The organism is Paenibacillus sonchi (assembly GCF_016772475.1).
Lineage (GTDB): Bacteria > Bacillota > Bacilli > Paenibacillales > Paenibacillaceae > Paenibacillus_AQ > Paenibacillus_AQ sonchi.
Genome location: NZ_CP068595.1, coordinates 3824476 through 3841749 on the forward strand (window position 1 = coordinate 3824476; position 17274 = coordinate 3841749).

10 protein-coding genes and 1 pseudogene are annotated in these 17274 nt (G+C 54.2%); all 11 read left to right on the forward strand.

Features of this window, described 5'->3' with window-relative positions; translation table 11 throughout:
* Window positions 1–4 precede the first annotated feature (4 nt).
* Window positions 5–2005 (forward strand): type I polyketide synthase, encoded by a 2001-nt coding sequence (locus JI735_RS17025; RefSeq protein ID WP_202676218.1) that lies wholly within the window; start codon window positions 5–7, stop codon window positions 2003–2005.
* Window positions 1924–4647 carry a KR domain-containing protein gene (locus JI735_RS17030; RefSeq protein WP_202676219.1) on the forward strand — a complete coding sequence of 908 codons (2724 nt, stop codon included), beginning with the start codon at window positions 1924–1926 and terminating at the stop codon, window positions 4645–4647. Before JI735_RS17025 ends, JI735_RS17030 begins: the two co-directional genes overlap by 82 nt.
* Window positions 4644–7616, forward strand: a complete 2973-nt coding sequence (locus tag JI735_RS17035) for a type I polyketide synthase (RefSeq protein WP_202676220.1) — start codon at window positions 4644–4646, stop codon at window positions 7614–7616. The genes JI735_RS17030 and JI735_RS17035 overlap by 4 nt, the downstream gene beginning before the upstream one ends.
* Window positions 7616–8833 (forward strand): SDR family NAD(P)-dependent oxidoreductase, encoded by a 1218-nt coding sequence (locus JI735_RS35895; protein ID WP_233475920.1) that lies wholly within the window; start codon window positions 7616–7618, stop codon window positions 8831–8833. Before JI735_RS17035 ends, JI735_RS35895 begins: the two co-directional genes overlap by 1 nt.
* Window positions 8722–9363 (forward strand): acyl carrier protein, encoded by a 642-nt coding sequence (locus tag JI735_RS35900; RefSeq protein ID WP_233475921.1) that lies wholly within the window; start codon window positions 8722–8724, stop codon window positions 9361–9363. The genes JI735_RS35895 and JI735_RS35900 overlap by 112 nt, the downstream gene beginning before the upstream one ends.
* Window positions 9364–9387: 24 nt before the next feature.
* Window positions 9388–10479, forward strand: a complete 1092-nt coding sequence (locus JI735_RS17045; RefSeq protein WP_039837507.1) for a hypothetical protein — start codon at window positions 9388–9390, stop codon at window positions 10477–10479.
* Between the two features lie 48 nt (window positions 10480–10527).
* Complete coding sequence (locus tag JI735_RS17050) at window positions 10528–11067, forward strand: Gfo/Idh/MocA family protein (protein ID WP_202676221.1); 540 nt, start codon at window positions 10528–10530, stop codon at window positions 11065–11067.
* Entirely contained in the window at window positions 10967–11608 is a 642-nt protein-coding gene (locus tag JI735_RS17055) for a Gfo/Idh/MocA family protein (protein ID WP_411830130.1), read from the forward strand. The genes JI735_RS17050 and JI735_RS17055 overlap by 101 nt, the downstream gene beginning before the upstream one ends.
* Window positions 11605–12525, forward strand: a complete 921-nt coding sequence (locus tag JI735_RS17060; RefSeq protein ID WP_039837509.1) for an ROK family protein — start codon at window positions 11605–11607, stop codon at window positions 12523–12525. Before JI735_RS17055 ends, JI735_RS17060 begins: the two co-directional genes overlap by 4 nt.
* Window positions 12526–12545: 20 nt before the next feature.
* Window positions 12546–13727, forward strand: coding sequence for a DegT/DnrJ/EryC1/StrS family aminotransferase (locus tag JI735_RS17065; protein ID WP_039837510.1), 1182 nt, complete (start codon window positions 12546–12548; stop codon window positions 13725–13727).
* A gap of 26 nt (window positions 13728–13753) precedes the next feature.
* Window positions 13754–17091 (forward strand): annotated as a pseudogene (locus JI735_RS17070) (non-ribosomal peptide synthetase); the annotation flags it as partial.
* Window positions 17092–17274: the final 183 nt, after the last annotated feature.

The window sequence follows — 17274 nt, forward strand, 5'->3', positions numbered from 1 at the left end:
GGTCGTGGAAAAAAAGGACGAGATCTATTCCTATATCTTACAAGAAGTCGGGTCCGGGCATCTGGATAAAAGCATTGCCGCGCACCTGATTCAATACCTCCGGCAGGATCAGGGAAAAGAGGCGGATACAGACATTGCAGTCATCGGGGTGGCTTCCCGCTTCAGCAATACCGGCAGCACATCAGAAGTAGAACAGCTCCTTACCCTGGGTGTGGATTCCATTCAGGAACTCCCTGCCGGCAGGAAGGAACAGGCCGACCTGTTTCTCCCCCTGTTTCAGGTAGAGAAGGATCGCGCACAGTATGACAAGGCCGGATATCTATCCGAGATCGATCCCTTTGATTTTGCATTTTTTAATATTTCCCCCAGAGAAGCAAGCCTCATGGACCCGAATCAACGCCTGTTTTTACAGCTGGCCTGGGAGGCCATTGAGGAAGCCGGTTATGGGGGAACCCAATTAACAGGCAGCAAAACAGGCGTCTTTATCGGCTACAGCTCGGATTTCGGCGAGGAATATAAGAAAGGCATTCAGATGCTCGTACCGGAAGCCATGGGCGTAGCCATTCCCGGGAATATCAAATCAGTCATTGCCAGCCGGATTTCCCACCACCTGGATTTGAAGGGACCGGCGGTTGTATTTGACACAGCTTGCTCGTCGTCGCTTGTCGCCGTTCACTTTGCGTGCAGACAGCTCATCGAAGGCTCCTGCGATCTGGCATTGGCGGGAGGGATCAAGCTGCAGCTGTTCCCGTTAAAGAGCCATGTCCATTTGAAAATCGGCATTGAGTCATCCGATGAGAAAACTAAAACCTTCGATGACAGCTCCAATGGAACCGGAAAAGGCGAAGGAGCCGGAGCCGTTCTGTTGAAGCCTTTGAAAAAAGCTTTGCAGGACAGGGATCATATCCATGCCGTTATCAAAGGCAGCGCGATCAATCAGGACGGCAATTCCATTGGCATCACGGCCCCCAATTCCCAAGCGCAGGAAGAAGTGCTCTGCCAGGCGTGGGAAGAGGCCGGGATCAATCCGGAAGACCTCTCCTATATCGAAGCACATGGCACAGGAACCAGACTTGGTGATCCCATCGAAATCGAAGGAATCGACCGGGCCTTTTCCCGTTATACGCAGAAAAAGCAGTTTTGCGCCATTGGATCGATGAAAACGAATATTGGCCATCTTGATCATGCAGCGGGGATTGCCGGGCTTGTCAAGGTGATCTATTCCCTTAAGAGCAAAAAGCTGTTTCCTTCACTTCATTTCATGAAACCCAATCAGACGATCAATTTCAGCACCTCTGCCGTGTATGTAAATGACCGGCTTCAGGAATGGACAACCCCGGGAGTGCCGCGGCTTGCGGGTATCAGCTCGTTTGGACTAAGCGGAACCAACTGTCATATGGTATTGGAGGAAGCGCCGCCGCCCCCGCAGAAGCAACATCATGGGGAGACGCTGTACCTGCTCCCGCTGTCCGCCAAGGAAGAAAATGTGCTGCGGGAACTGGCTGCAGCGTATATCCGGTTGTTAGATGGAAGCAGCCAGATCGATCTGGAAGATCTCTGTTATACCGCCAGTACGGGGCGCAGGCATTACAACCACCGGTTGGCAATTGTCTTCACGGGGTATCAAGATCTGCTTAACCAACTGGAGCGGCTGACAGAACGGGAGAAGCAGGCACTGACACCGGCGCTTCAGTCAGCCCAGCAGTTGAAGGGAATGGAGCACTCAGAGAAAGAGAACTCCTATCTTGCTATAGCGGAACTGTATGTCTCCGGGGGGACAATCGATTGGGAGGATATGTACAAGGGTAAGGCCTGTAATCGTTTGAGCCTGCCGGTCTATCCTTTTCAGAAAACGCGCTGCTGGCTCAAACCGGAAGCACAGGCTGAACCCAAGCGCTCCGCTTCGGGGGGAATGTCCATCCTTTGCTTGCACATGTTGCCGGGGAAACACCGGAGCAAGTCACTTATGCAGTCCGCATGTCGGCCAAGGAGGCTTGGGTGCTGAATGAGCATAAGGTGGGGAGCGAGTATGTGCTGCCCGGTACGGCGTACGTCGAGCTGCTGCTGGAGATCGGGAGGCAGCAGGGCGGGCGGTCCGTCATCAAAGATCTTGCCTTTTTGCAGCCGTTCTCTGTGCAGGAAGGGGAGACTCGCGAGCTGCAGATCACCTTGAAAAAAGGGAACGGTGATAACGGGTTTATTATCACCAGCAAGGATTACGCGGACGGCACCTGGCGTAGACACGCGGAGGGGAAATTATGCCTTCCTTCGCAGGCTCGCAAGCCGTACGACCTTTCTGCTCTACTGGAAGCCTTCCACACGTATCCGAAGATAACGGGCGTCGAATCCAGCGGAGACTTTATTACCACCGGAGCAAGATGGAACAATATCAAGGAGCTGAGGGCGGGGGCAGAGGAATGTCTGGTGGCCGTCGGGCTTGGCGAAGCGTTCCGGGAAGAGGCTGCTCATTACCATTACCATCCGGCGCTGCTTGACAATGCGATCAATATCGCCATCCGCAGCATCGATGACCAGCTGTATCTGCCTTTTTATTATCAGGAAATCCGGGTCTATGGCCGGATTCCCGCCGACATCTACAGCGTGGTGAGAAGGCAGGACCGGGGACAGGGCAATCAGACGGCAACCTTTGATATTGACATCCTGAATCCGGCGGGTGAGGTGCTTGCCGAGATTGAAGGCTATACGATCAAGCAAGTGCAGGTCCATGGACCGGCAGGGATGTATTACGAAAAGGACTGGATGGTGCAAGAGAGTCCCCCTTCACCCGATGTGGACAGCGAGACCTCCCGGGAGACGGTCGCAGTCTTCACAGGAGAGGGGGAGATTGCGGACCGGCTCCTGGAGCAGATTCGTGCACAGTATGGACAGGTGATGGAGATTTCCGGCAGGAAGCTTCAAAGCCGGGAAGATTATCAGCTATTGTGGGATCGGCTGAAAGCCGGGAATGTGGGAACCATTATTCATCTGATGAGCCTCACCGGACGGGAGATTGCAACAGAGGCGGAGCTGCACGAGGCTGGAGAGCGGGGATTTTACAGTCTGTATTCCCTGCTGGACAGCCTGTTTGTGCAGCCTTCTTCCAGGGACCTGAAGCTTGTTCTCGTCTGCGACGAGGCGAATCAGGTCACGGGGGAGGAAGCGGTCCTGCATCCGCATCACGGATGTTTGCTTGGACTGGGCAAGGTGGCGCGGGAAGAATTTCCCCAGGTGCACATCCGCCTGGTGGATGTCGACGGACGCACTCCTCCGGGCAGGATTGTGAACGAATTCAGCCTCCGGGAAGCTCCTTACCAGGTGGCGTACCGGAACGGGCAGCGTTATGTGGAGCGGCTGCGGGAGGCATCGCTTGCGCCGGATGAAGAACATCCCGGCATCCGAGAAGGAGGGGTGTATGTCATCACCGGCGGGACCGGGGGCCTGGGGCTGGAAATCGGGAAGCAGATGAGCCGGATGAGCCGGGTCAAGCTTCACCTCATTGGCCGCCGGGAGCTGCCTGCGCGGGAGAATTGGGCGGAGATCGTTGCGGCAGGAGCCGAGGCGCAGCGGATCCGGCAAATCACAGCGGTTCAAGAGATGGAACGAAACGGGGCCGAGGTGCAGATCCATGCCGCAGATGTCGCCGGGGAAGGGCAGATGCGGAGCCTGCTGGAGCGGATACGCAGCGGATCGGGCGGCATCCGTGGCGTTATTCACGCAGCGGGAGTGGCCGGAGAAGGGCTGCTGGTCCGGAAGAGCGCCGGGCAAATCCGGGAGGTCCTGTCAGCCAAGGTCACCGGAACGTGGGTGCTGGATCAGCTAACGAAGGAAGATGAGCTGGATTTCTTCATGATGTTCTCCAGTATGAACACGGTCACGGGGGGCATGGGGCAGAGCGATTATGTCGCAGCGAACAGCTATCTGGACCTGTACGCCGACTGGATGAGGAAGCAGGGAAGGAAAGGGATCACGGTCAACTGGCCGCTGTGGCAGGAAGTGGGGATGGCCCAGGCGTATGAGGTCGATAACCGCCAAAGCGTATTTGAGAGCCTCACGCCCCGGCAGGGTGCGGCCATTTATGCCGAACTGCTGCAATGTGGCCGGAGCAGGATCATCGTGGGCCAACTGAAACGCCAGCTTGCCCGGGATACTGTCGGGCAGAGCCTGATGAACGATTACGTGCTGTCGGATACGTTGGCAAGTGCCTTCCGCACCCGTATAGAGCATCGACAGGAGGAAACGGAGCGGCAGGTTTCAGACCCTCTCCCTGTACGCATTCTTGACAAGGATGAAGCGGAGCTGTCCGCCACCGAAAGGGAAGTCGCCATGATCTGGGGACAGGTGCTTGGTGTCGATGAAATTGGCTTATCTGCCAAATTCAACAATATGGGCGGCAACTCCATCCTCGCCGTCGATTTATTCAGACGGCTGGAAGCCAAATACGGCAAGATCGTAAATATCTCGGATGTGTTCACTTATGCAACCATTGCGGAAATGGCGGATTACCTGGATACAAGGCAGCAACAGCAGAATGGGACATCTGCGGCAGAACCCTCGACACTGGCATTATTGCAGCGGTTAGCGAACCAGGAGATTTCGATGAACGAAGCCCTTGAAACGTACAAAACGAAATCAGGAGGCGTGTCATGACAGCAGCAGAAAAACTGATTTTTGAACTGGTAGCCTCCCAAAAGCTGACCCCAAACGATGCTGCCGTATTGCTGGAGCATCAGCAGAAGCATGAAGAACCGGTGAAGGAAAAGGAAATTGCCATTATCGGCATAGCCGGCAGATTTCCGAAGGGGGAGGATCTGGGACAATTCTGGGAATGTCTCCAGCAGCAAAGGAACGGTATCGGTGATTTTCCCGATGCACGGGTCCGCGATTGCATAGGTGAAGGTCTGCTCGACGATATAGAGGCAGATCAATTGTTTTTTAAAGGCGGGTACCTGGAGCAGATCGACCAGTTTGATCCTGCTTTTTTTCAACTTTCTCCTGCCGAAGCTAAATTTATGGACCCTCTGCAAAGATTGATGCTGGAAGCTTCTTATCAGGCCATAGAGGATGCAGGCTACTATTACAAAGATTTAAGCGGGACCAATACCGGCGTATATATCGGTACAGACCATACCTGGGGCCAATGGTACAGAGACAATGCCGCAGAACAGGACCCGCTGCTGTTATCCGGCACGTGGTCGGCCATTCTCTCAAGCCGGATTTCCTATGGGCTGAATCTGAAAGGCCCCAGTCTTGTGATCGATACCTCTTGTTCTTCCGGACTGGTAGCCGTTCATGAGGCATGCCGGGCCATTCAGTCGGGCGTGTGCAACCTGGCAATCGCCGGGGGCATTCACATCAATTACAGCCCGGTGAAAAACCCGATGCTTGATCTGGTCGAATCGCAGGATTATCTTATCCGGACATTCGATAAGCAGGCGAACGGCACGGTTTGGGGCGAAGGAGTCGGGGCCGTCATTCTCAAACCGCTGCAGCAGGCCATCCGGGACCGGGACCACATCTACGGGATCATCAAGGGGAGTGCGGTGAACAACGATGGAGCGTCAGACGGCATCACCGCCCCCAATGCCCGCGCACAGGAAGAGGTTATTTGCCAAGCCTGGGAAGAGGCCGGAATCGATCCGCAGACGATCACTTATGTAGAGGCGCACGGCACTGGAACCCAGCTGGGAGATTCCATTGAAATCGATGGCCTCACCAAGGCTTTTTCACGCTACACGCAGAAAAAGCAGTTTTGTGCGATTGGCACGGTAAAAACCAACATTGGGCATACGGTAGGCGCGTCAGGGCTGGCTTCCTTGTTAAAAATAATGCTGGCCTTTCAGCATCAGAAGCTTCCGGCCAGTCTTAATTTTGTTGCGGCGAATCCCTTTATCGATTTCTTTGCCTCCCCCGTTTATGTGAACGACCGGCTTCAGGATTGGACGGCGGCGGAGGCTCCCCGGGTGGCCGGAATCAGTTCGTTTGGCTTCAGCGGGACCAACTGCCATATGATCGTGCAGGAAGCGCCGGACACCCGGAAGCTGGCAGATACACGCGATCAGGCACCGCTGTATTTACTTCCGTTATCGGCAAAAGACGATCAGGTACTCTTAAGGCTGGTGGAGGATTACACACGCTATATCTCCCGCCATGCCGGGATCAATCTGCAAGACCTGTGCTACACAGCCAGTACGGGCCGCGGGCATTATAACCATCGTTTGGTGATCCTCTTCACCGGATATGCGGACCTGCTTCAGAAACTGGAGCACCTCCAGAAACACAATCTCGCTTCCGGCGAGGACGTTCTCTGCCAAAGCCATGAGGTGGCGGCGCACGGCGGGATAGCGCCGGATGAGCCAGGTCCGGCAAGAAGGCTGACGGAACGGGAAAAGCAATCCTTAACGCTTGAGGCAGCCCGGTTGTTGAAAACGTTCGCCCTTCCGCAGGAGGGTCCGGCTTCCTATCGTTCCATAGGAGAGCTGTATGTTTCAGGAGCGGCCATTGATTGGAACCTGATGTATCAAGGTTTACCCTGCCGGCGGCTGAACCTGCCGGCCTATCCGTTCCACCGCATCCGGTGCTGGGCAGAGAAACGCGGCCTGGGGCATCCGCAGCATTTGCATTTGCCCCAGGCGCCAGGGCATCCGCTGCTTCGGGGGAATGTCTGCGAAACCTCCGGGCAGGTGGTATATACCGCAACATTCTCAGCAGCAGCGGATTGGGTGCTGCATGAACATCAGGTCGGCAGGGAATATGTGCTGCCCGGTACAGCGTACATCGAGCTGCTGCTGGAGATCGGGAGGCGGCAGGGCGGGCGGTCTATCATCAAGCATCTCGCCTTTTTGCAGCCGTTCTCGATGCAGGAAGAAGAGGACACTCATGACCTGCAGATCGTCGTGAGCAATGACAAGGACGACAGCGAGTTCTATATCGAGAGCAAGGACCGCACAGACGGCACCTGGCGTAGACACGCGGAGGGAAAACTATGCCGTCCTTCGCGGGACCGCAAGCCGTACGACCTCCCTGCTCTACTGGAAGCCTTCCACACGTATCCAAAGATAACGGGTGTCGAAACCAGCGGAGGTTATATTACCACCGGAGCAAGATGGAACAATATCAAGGAGCTGAGGGCGGGGGCAGAGGAATGCCTGGTGGCCGTCGGGCTTGGCGAAGCGTTCCGGGAAGAGGCTGCTCATTACCATTACCATCCGGCGCTGCTTGACAATGCAGTCAATATTGCCATCCGCAGCATCGACGACCAGCTGTATCTGCCTTTTTATTATCAGGAAATCCGGGTCTATGGCCGGATTCCCGCTGACATCTACAGCGTGGTGAGAAGGCAGGACCGGGGACAGGGGAATCAGACGGCAACCTTTGATATTGACATCCTGAATCCGGCAGGGGAGGTGCTTGCCGAAATTGAAGGCTATACGATCAAGCAAGTGCAGGCCCAAGGACCGGCAGGGATGTATTACGAAAAGGACTGGATGGTGCAAGAAGGTGAACTCTCACCCGATGCTGACCGCGAGACCTCCCGGGAGACGGTCGCGGTCTTCACAGGAGAGGGGAGATTGCAGACCGGCTCCTGGAGCAGATTCGTGCACAGTATGGACAGGTGATGGAGATTTCCGGCAGGGAGCTTCGAAGCCAGGAAGATTATCAGCCATTGTGGGACCGGCTGAAAGCCGGGAATATGGGAACCATTATCCATCTGCTGAGCCTCACCGGAGGGGAGATTGCAACGGAGGCGGAGCTGCATGAGGCTGGAGAGCGGGGGTTTTACAGTCTGTATTCCCTGCTGGACAGCCTGTTTGTGCAGCCTTCTTCCAGGGACCTGAAGCTTGTTCTCGTCTGCGACGAGGCGAATCAGGTCACGGGAGAGGAAGCGGTCCTGCGTCCGCATCACGGATGCCTGCTTGGACTGGGCAAGGTGGCGCGGGAAGAATTTCCCCGGGTGCACATCCGCCTGGTGGATGTCGACGGACTCACCCCGCCGGAGAGGATTGTGAACGAATTCAGCCGCCGGGAAGCGCCCTATCAGGTGGCGTACCGGAACGGACAGCGTTATGTGGAACGGCTGCGGGAGGCATCGCTTGCGCCGGATGAAGCGCATCCCGGCATCCAAGAAGGCGGGGTGTATGTCATCACCGGCGGGACCGGGGGCCTGGGGCTGGAAATCGGGAAGCAGCTGAGCCGGATGAACCGGGTCAAGCTTCACCTCATCGGCCGCCGGGAGCTGCCTGCGCGGGAACGCTGGGCAGAGATTGTTGCGGCAGGAGCCGAGGAGCAGCGAATCCGGCAAATCACAGCGGTTCAAGAGATGGAACGAAATGGGGCCGAGGTGCAGATCCATGCCGCAGATGTCGCGGAGGAAGGGCCAATGCGGAGCCTGCTGGAGCGGATACGCAGCGGATCGGGAGCCATCCGCGGGGTCGTTCACGCTGCGGGAGTGGCCGGAGAAGGGCTGCTGGTCCGGAAGACCGCCGGGCAAATCCGGGAGGTCCTGTCGGCCAAGGTCACCGGAACGTGGGTGCTGGATCGGCTTACACGGGAGGATGAGCTGGATTTCTTCATGATGTTCTCCAGTATGAACACGGTAACGGGGGGCATGGGGCAAAGCGACTATGTGGCAGCGAACAGCTATCTGGATCTGTATGCCGACTGGATGAGGAAGCAGGGAGGAAGGGGATCACGGTCAATTGGCCGCTGTGGCAGGAGGTGGGGATGGCCCAGGCGTATGAGGTCGATAACCGCCACAGTGTGTTTGAGAGCCTCACGCCCCGGCAGGGTGTGGCCATTTACACTGAGCTGCTGCAAGCGGGCCGGAGCCGGGTGATCGTGGGCCAGCTGAAACGCCAGCTTGTCCGGGAAACTGTCGGGCAGAGTCTGATGAATGATTATGTGCTGTCCGAGAGCTTGAACAAGCAGCTGAGAAAATCCCTGCACAATGCGCAGAAGCTTGCCGGAATGCCAGACCGGACAGAGATCATCATTAAGGATGCGAATCAGCTCCAAATGACCCAGAGTCATAAAGAAATCGTGCAAATTCTGGCAAGGGTGCTGGACGTGCAGGAGCTGAGCATTTTTGCCAATTTTGAGGACCTGGGCTGGAATTCCCTGCTTGCGGTGAGGCTTCATAAGGAGCTGGATGCGGTTTTCCCTGGCCTTTTTGCCATCTCGGATGTCTTTTCCTACCCTACGGTTCATGACATGGCTGCATTTCTGGAACGCAAAAGAACGGTTCCGCATCAACGGGAGATGACCATAGAACAAGTTATGAGCGATTTGGAGAACGGAATTGTTACAGCGGAAGAAGCAGAGGCGTTGATCAAGGAGATCAGTGAGACCGTAGAGAGAAAGCTGTAGACGGAATAGTGGAGGTGAACCGTATTGAAAGAGTTTTCACTCCAAGTGGAGCCTTTTAATGGAACATGGATGGATTGTGTGAGTAACAACCTGATCTCCATCTTGATGGTGCATGACAGAGACTTTGAATATGTGCCCTGTCTGGCGAAGGCAAGGTACCGGTTATTTTCACATGACAACAGTAATGAGAGCATAGAGTTTCCTCCCGGCAGCAGCAACATTGTCACGCCGCTTCTTGATATGGTGAGGACGCTCGATTTCTCTCCCTATCTGGACTATGAAACTCTAACGCCGGATAAAGAAGGCCCTGTTCATCAGATCATCAAAGACTGCTTGCACAGGGGTTTTTATATCTTTGCCGATGTGGACCGTTTCTATTATCCCTCCGGCGTTGACGCGGGTAAAAATCATCTTAAGCACCCCGCATTTATATATGGCTACGATGATGAAGCGAACGCTTATCTGCTGATTGAAGATTGCATACAGCCAAGTACAATGGAGAGCTACCTGCTCCCTTATGACCGTTTTGACGAGGCAATGGCCGCAGTTAGGTCCGAAACCGGCACCTATCATCTCATATTGGTCCGTAAAAAGGATCAGGAGCTGCAATTTTTCTCCAGCTATACGAAGGAGCAGATTTACAGCAGCTTGGAATTTCTTTTACAAGAAGAGCAAGGCCCGTTTATTGATCACGTAATGTCTTCAGCAGATACTGGAGTAACGGTGTCGTATGGACTGTCTGTGATCCGGGATTTTGCGGAAACGCTGGAACAGCGGTTGCTGGGCCTTCTCAAGGATGATTTCGAATACAGGGCGTTAGCCATCAAGAATCCGTACTATTACCGCAGGTCAACGATTCAATTGCCGTTTCTTTTTTACCGGAAAAACGGGCTTGATGAACGGCGGCTCCAAAGTCTGACGGATGAATACAAAAAGCTGTGCAATGATTGGAATGTATACGGAAACACCCTGATTAAGTATTATTACAAACTCAAATATATGAAGGACTTGAACTGGATGGCCCAGAGTGAAATGGACGCATTGAAACGGCTGCTCGCCAAGCTGTATGACAAGGAAAGAGACTTAATAGACAAAACCAGGGCAGTCCTGGCCTAATCCGGCTTTCCCAATGACATTTGTCCCAAACATGAGAGGATGAGAGCAGTGTCCAATACAAAAGTTATTTCCATTGGAATGATCGGAGCAGGCTGGGTTGCCGAGCATGGCCATCTCCCCGGCTTTTTATCGCTGGAGGGCGTATCGATTAGGGCTGTTTATGATCCGGATGCGTCCCGGGCCGCTCATTTGGCTGAACAGGCAGGCGCGAAGGCGTGCACCAGCCTTTCTGAAATCGATGAGATCCCATTAGATGCTGTCCTTGTGTGCACGCCCAATCACACGCATTACGAACTGGCCAAGCACTTTCTGCAGCAAGGAATCCATGTTCTGTGCGAGAAACCTATGACCACAACCGCCGAAGAAGCCGGCTCATTGCGAAGGATCGCTGAATCTTCAGGGGCTGTGCTGTTAATGGGATTCGTGAACCGTTACCGGGACGATATCCGTGAATTGCGCTCAAGAATCACATCGGGACAGATTGGAGATGTACAGATATGTGAGGTCATCTGGCGCAGAAAAAGGGGATTCCCGCCCCGGAAGCTGGTTTACGCAGCAAAAGATGTCTGGAGGCGGTGTGCTTATTGACCTTGGCAGCCACATGATTGACCAGATGCTCTTTCTGACGGATGCCCCGGAGCCGGTTGCTTGTCTGGCCGGTCTCCATTCCCGGCCGGCTCAGGAGGGGGATTATTCCAATTGGCTCGGCAGCGCTGAATCAGTGACGCTAGAGGTTGAAGATACGGCTATGGGGATGATTCAATTCGCCAACGGAATGCTGGGCCGGATTCATGTGAGCTGGCAGGATGATGTGGAGGGTGATTTTGTGGAGATCCACCTGAAAGGCAGCAGGGGCAGCCTGAGCCTGCGGACCCTGTTTGGCTTCAGCAATCAGGGCTTGTACAAACAGCCATCCCTGCAGTTTACCCCGGCAGGCCAAGAGCCGGAGTGGTTTACGTTCCCGCCGAAAACGGATGTGCTCATTGATTTCCGGCGGCAAGCATGCCATTTCGCCGAGTGCATCCGGGAGGCGAAGCAGCATGACATTACCGCAGAGGATGGGGAAAAAGCCATCCGGCTGATTCAGCTTCTCTATCAATCTGCACATAAAGGGCTTGTGGCCACATGACCGATGCTCTGGTCTCAATCGATTTGGGAGGCTCGGCGGCGAGGCTGGCCATCTTCGACAGGAAGGTTATGAGAATGGAGGACTCCGTCAAAATTGACCTGGGAGCTGGGACGGAACCGCTTGAAGCGGTCTCGCAGCTCGCCGGTGTCATCGGCAGATGGGAGCAGGCCCGGAAAGGGGCGATTCATACCGTGGTGGCCGGTCTGGCAGGACTGCACGATGCGGCTGGAACTATCATCACCTGGCCGAACCGCCCTGCCTGGAACGGGTTTCCTTTTCGTGAAGCATTCACAAGCGCAACAAGCAAGCCCATCATTCTGTTTGATGATGCCAATTTGGCGGCTATGGGCGAATACCGCTTTGGATTGGCCCATCCCGTGAGTCCTCTGCTGTATGTAGTAGTGGGAACTGGAATTGGCAGCGCCCTGGTTTTGCAGGGGGACGTATATGAAGGGGCAAGGGGAGCCAGCGGTGAACTGGGCCATATTACGGTGGACCCCAATGGAGAGCCTTGCCCCTGCGGCGGATTCGGCTGCTTGCAATTGTATGCGTCCGGAAGAGCGATTGAGCGGATGGCGGCGGCCAAAGGCTTGCCTATTACGAAAGCAAGCGATGTGTTCCGCTTGGCTGCCCAAGGAAATGAAGCGGCCCGGAGGATCATTCAAGATTCGATCAGGCTGCTTGCCATCGGGATTGCCAATGCCGTCCGCTTGCTGGACCCGGTTTCGGTGGTGGTAGGCGGCGGAATGGTGAGCAGGTTTCCTGAAGAGTATCGTTCCTTGGAGAAGACCGTCCAGCAGTTCTTGGGAACCTTGCCGCAAAAAAACGTACAGGTATCACTGTCTGTCCTCGGAGACGATGCTGCGCTTTGGGGCGGTCTTGCTTATGGTCTGCAACAAGTATCCATAAAAAAATAAAGAAATGGAAGGTGTTCACAATGAGTAACCTGACAAACCGATTCCCAAACTGGCCAATGGCCACTGAAAGTGAAGAAAAGGAACTGCTGGAAGCGTTGTACAGCAATCAATGGTGGCGCATGACTGGGACGAAGGTGAAGGAGTTTGAACGGGTATTTGCAGAAATGCATAATGCCAAGTATGCACTGGGCGTGACAAACGGTACCAACGCTATCGACCTTCTCCTTAAGAGCTTCAAGGTAAAGGAAGGCGACGAAGTCATTGTTCCTGCATTTACGTTTATCTCAACAGCATTGCCGGTGATGAGTCTTGGTGCCATCCCGGTTCCCGTAGATATTGATCCCGACACTTTTTGCCTTGATCCGGAGAAAGTAAGGGAAGCCGTCACCGAAAGAACGGTAGGCATCATTCCCGTTCATATGGCCGGCCATCTGTGCGATATGGACCGCCTGCTGGACATTGCCAGCGAGTTCAACCTGTTTATCATGGAAGATGCCTGCCATGCGCACGGCGGGGAATGGAAGGGCAAACGTGCCGGAAGCATCGGGGATGCAGGGGTTTTCAGCTTCCAGCAATTCAAGCTGATGACGGCCGGGGAAGGCGGGGCGCTCATCACCAATTCCCAGGAGCTGTACGATCAAGCCTTTCTGTATCACAATGTAGGCCGTCCTTTCGGAGACAAAAAATATCAGCATCTCGTCGAAGGAACCAATTACCGTCTTTCCGAGTTCCAGGCGGCTGTCCTGCTTCCGCAGGCAGGGCGTCTCGCTGAACAAAACCAACGGCGTGAGCGCAATGCGCAGATTCTAAATGAGGAAATCCAAACTATTGAGGGGATCGTCCCGCAGGGCCGCCTGGAAGCATGTACGCTTCATACACATTACATGTACATGTTTTACTACAATCCGGGGAAATTCGGCGGAATCAGCAGAGAGCGGTTTGTTGAGATGCTGAATGAGCAAGGAATCCCTGCATATATTGCCTATGCCCAAATCCACGATACGCCTATTTTCAAAGAGTTCGCCGCCAGCCTGGACGACAGCTATTCCTTCCCGAATCAACTGGATTGCCCGGCCTCCAAGAAGGTAGCGGAGGAAGTGATTTGGATTCATCACCGCGCGTTGCTGGGGGATGAGGAGGCGACGAGAGGAATTGCGCAGACGATCCGTGAAATTCAAGCGGGTGTTGCAGCGAGAATTTAAGCGGTCTATAAGGAGGAATTCTGACTATGCATCGAACGATCCAGACCCCTAGGGATGAAATCGAGGAAAAGCTCAAAGCGGTTTGGAGAGAAGTCCTTCAAATCGATGAGGTTGGGATAAACGATCATTTTTTCGAAGTGGGCGGCCATTCATTAAAAGCCTTAGAGCTTGAGGTCAGAATTGGAATCGAGTTCGATACCGAAATCTCCCTGGAGAATATTTTTGGACACCTGACGATCAAGGAGCTTGCTGACTATATTTGCAGTTCAGAGAAAGACAAGCTCTCAGTCATTAAACCTGCCTTGGAAAGAGCCTATTACCCGGTTTCCTGGACACAAAAAAACATGTATTTCTCCACGGCCAGCGGTATAGAGCAGTATGTCATGGATATGCGCAAACTGGATGATGACCTTGACCCGGACGATCTGGAGCAGGCCTTCTACACTATCATTAAGCGGCACCGGTTGCTGCGGACTACATTCGAGATCAGAGATGAGGAAGTCGTGCAAAGGGTGCATGACGAAACCGAGTGGTTCCGGGTCAGGGTCTGGGAAGCGCCTCAGGAGAAAGAACGGCAGGAGGCATTTATCCGCAATTGTGTAGGGGAATTCGACAGGCCCTATTCGCTCCATGAGCTTCCTCTGTTTCGTATTGGACTTATTCGTGTCCCCCAACAAGGCTGTCTGCTGCTTATCCATTTTCATCATATTATCTTTGATGCGTATTCCATTAAGCTGGTGTATCAGGAACTGGAATGCATCCGGCAGGGAAAACTGCTGCCGCCGCTCCATCTGCAATATGCCGATTATTGCCTATGGCAAAAGGAGATGGAAGCAACCGGGGAGTATGAAAAAAGACGGGCCTTCTGGCTGGATAGGTTTGCCGGTGAACATCCGCAATTGAATTTACCGTTTGACCGACCGCGCTCCAATCGTTTGATATCGGCCTACGGAGTCCGGAATATCCGTCTGAAGCGCGTGCTTATTGAACAAATCTATAATACAGCCACCCGTTATCAGGCCACTCCGAGTATTTTTTTGACCGCCGTGTACGGGTTGCTTCTCTCTAAATATACTGCACAGTCCGATATTTCGCTCGGGGTACTCTCCTCTCGCAGGTACAACGGATTAGAGAACAGCATCGGTGTGTTTATTCGTCCGTTACCCATCCGGTTTCAGGTGGCTGCGGATCAGACCTTTTCCGGATATCTGGAACAGGTAAAGAAACAATTCATCGGCGTACTTGAGCACCAGGAATGCGATGTCAATGAAATAGAGGAAGAGATTTGCCGCCAGAAAGGGGTCTCCAGGACAGAACACCCGCTGTATCGTGTCTCATTAAATTTTCATACAGAGCTGGAATCGATATTAGAATCACTTATCCCTGGGGAAGACGATGTGGTGCAGACCCGGAATACGCTGGATATCGCCTGCGGCTTCTACATGCTCGATGGCGGGGACGCGTGCCTGAACATGGAATACAATCTTGAGTTGTTTGATCCCGGCACGATAGAGCGAATGGGGGACCACTTTATGGGACTGCTGGAAGCGGTCCTGTCAGAACCGGAGCGCAAGGTGGGCCGGTTCAGTCTGCTGTCACACGAAGAGCTGCACCAGATTATGCATATATTTAACGATACCGCCTCAGAGCTTGCCGTGGAGCAAACCTTGCAGGCGGTTTTTGAACAGCAGGCAGAGAAATCCGGAGACAGCATTGCGGTCAAATATAAGGATCGCTCGCTCACGTACCGGGAACTGAACCAAAGGTCCAACCAATTGTCGCGGGTGCTTATGGATAATGGGGTGGGTGCCGGTTCGGTTGTCGGAATATGGCTGGAGCGGTCCCTTGAGATGATGGTCGGCCTCCTGGCGATTCTGAAGGCAGGGGAGCATACCTGCCAATAGGTCCGGACTATCCGCCGGATCGGGTGTCCTTTGTATTGGAGGATAGTCAGGCAGGAGTTGTACTTATTGATTCGGCAACCAGGCCGGACGGCCTGAAACCGGAATGCCGGTGGCTCAATATCCAAGATCCGGCGCTCTACCAGGGAGACGATAGCAATCCCGCACCGCGAAGCGGACCCGGAGATCTGGCATACATTATCTATACTTCCGGCTCCACTGGTACGCCCAAAGGGGTCATGGTCGAGCATCGTTCCGTGATCAACCGGATTGCCTGGATGCACAGGCAGTTTCCGATCGGAGAAGCGGACTGTATCCTCCAAAAGACACCCTATACATTTGATGTTTCCGTTTGGGAGCTTTTCGGCTGGTATTATAACGGGGCCAGCCTTTGTTTTTTGCCGCCCGGCACGGAAAAGGACCCTGAAATGCTCTTGGCAACGATTGCCCGTGAACAGATTACGCTCGTACACTTTGTCCCCTCACTGCTGAACGGCCTTCTGTCCTATGTGGGGCCGCGTATGGCAGCGGAGGGGGAACGGCTGTCCAGTCTGCGTTACCTGTTCGTGAGCGGAGAAACGCTTCTTCCCGGCACCGTGAACCTGTTCAATCAAACCCTCTTTCCGGCCAACACCACCAGGCTGATCAATCTATACGGCCCGACGGAAGCCACTGTGGAGGTCTCGTGGTTTGATTGCTCCGCAGGCGCCAGGGAAAGTGAGTCCCATACCCACATCCCGATCGGGAAACCCATTGACAATATCCGCTTGTACATTGTTAACGGGGAAGATGAGCTGCAGCCCATCGGAGTTCCCGGCGAACTGCTTATTTCCGGAATTGGGGTCGCACGCGGTTATGTGAACCGCGCCGGTCTGACAGCGGACAAATTTTGTCAGGACCCTTGGGTCAAAGGCAATCGAATATACCGGACAGGCGATTTGGCCCGTTGGATGCCGGATGGGAATATCGGGTACCTGGGCAGAATGGACGAACAGGTAAAAATCCGCGGGGTGCGCATCGAGCTGGGGGAAATCGAAAATACAGCGCTCCAATGGCATGAGGTTGAGGCTGCAGTTGCAGCCGTCAAGGAGATCAGCGCCGGGGATCAGGCGCTTTGCCTGTATTATGTGCCTAAGCACGGGCTGGACTCCGGGGAGTTGAGAAGCTATCTCGGCCAAAAGCTTCCGCGGCTGATGGTGCCGGATTATATCATGGAGGTTCCAAAGATTCCGCTCAATTCCAGCGGAAAAGCCGACAGGAAGCTTTTGCCGGTGCCGGAGATTGTAGCCAATCAGGCCGGAGACGAGCTGCCTGCAGATGAGATCGAGCTTAAGCTGGCAGAAATTTGCCGGGAAGTGCTGCATCTCGCAGCGGTTGGCGTCCGTACCAATCTGTTTTCGGTTGGAGCCAATTCCCTGCGGATTATCCTGATGGCAGCCAGAATCCGTCAAGAGATGGGGATAGATCTGCCGGTGAGCGAAGTTTATACGAAACAGACGATTGCTGAAATAGCGGCATACATCCGGACTGAGGTTTCGCAAGCGCCATTAAGCAGTGAACATGATCTGATCCTGATCCATAAGGGGGCGCCGGAGGCTCCTTTTCTTTTTTATTCACGATATCAGCGGAAGCATCGACGCTTATTT

Excerpts from the sequence above, each read along its gene's own strand:
- JI735_RS17035 (WP_202676220.1), top strand. The coding sequence starts at position 4,644 with ATGACAGCAGCAGAAAAACTGATTTTTGAACTGGTAGCCTCCCAAAAG.
- JI735_RS35895 (WP_233475920.1), top strand. The coding sequence starts at position 7,616 with ATGGAGATTTCCGGCAGGGAGCTTCGAAGCCAGGAAGATTATCAGCCA.
- JI735_RS35900 (WP_233475921.1), top strand. The coding sequence starts at position 8,722 with ATGGCCCAGGCGTATGAGGTCGATAACCGCCACAGTGTGTTTGAGAGC.
- JI735_RS17055 (WP_411830130.1), top strand. The coding sequence starts at position 10,967 with ATGTACAGATATGTGAGGTCATCTGGCGCAGAAAAAGGGGATTCCCGC.
- JI735_RS17060 (WP_039837509.1), top strand. The coding sequence starts at position 11,605 with ATGACCGATGCTCTGGTCTCAATCGATTTGGGAGGCTCGGCGGCGAGG.
- JI735_RS17065 (WP_039837510.1), top strand. The coding sequence starts at position 12,546 with ATGAGTAACCTGACAAACCGATTCCCAAACTGGCCAATGGCCACTGAA.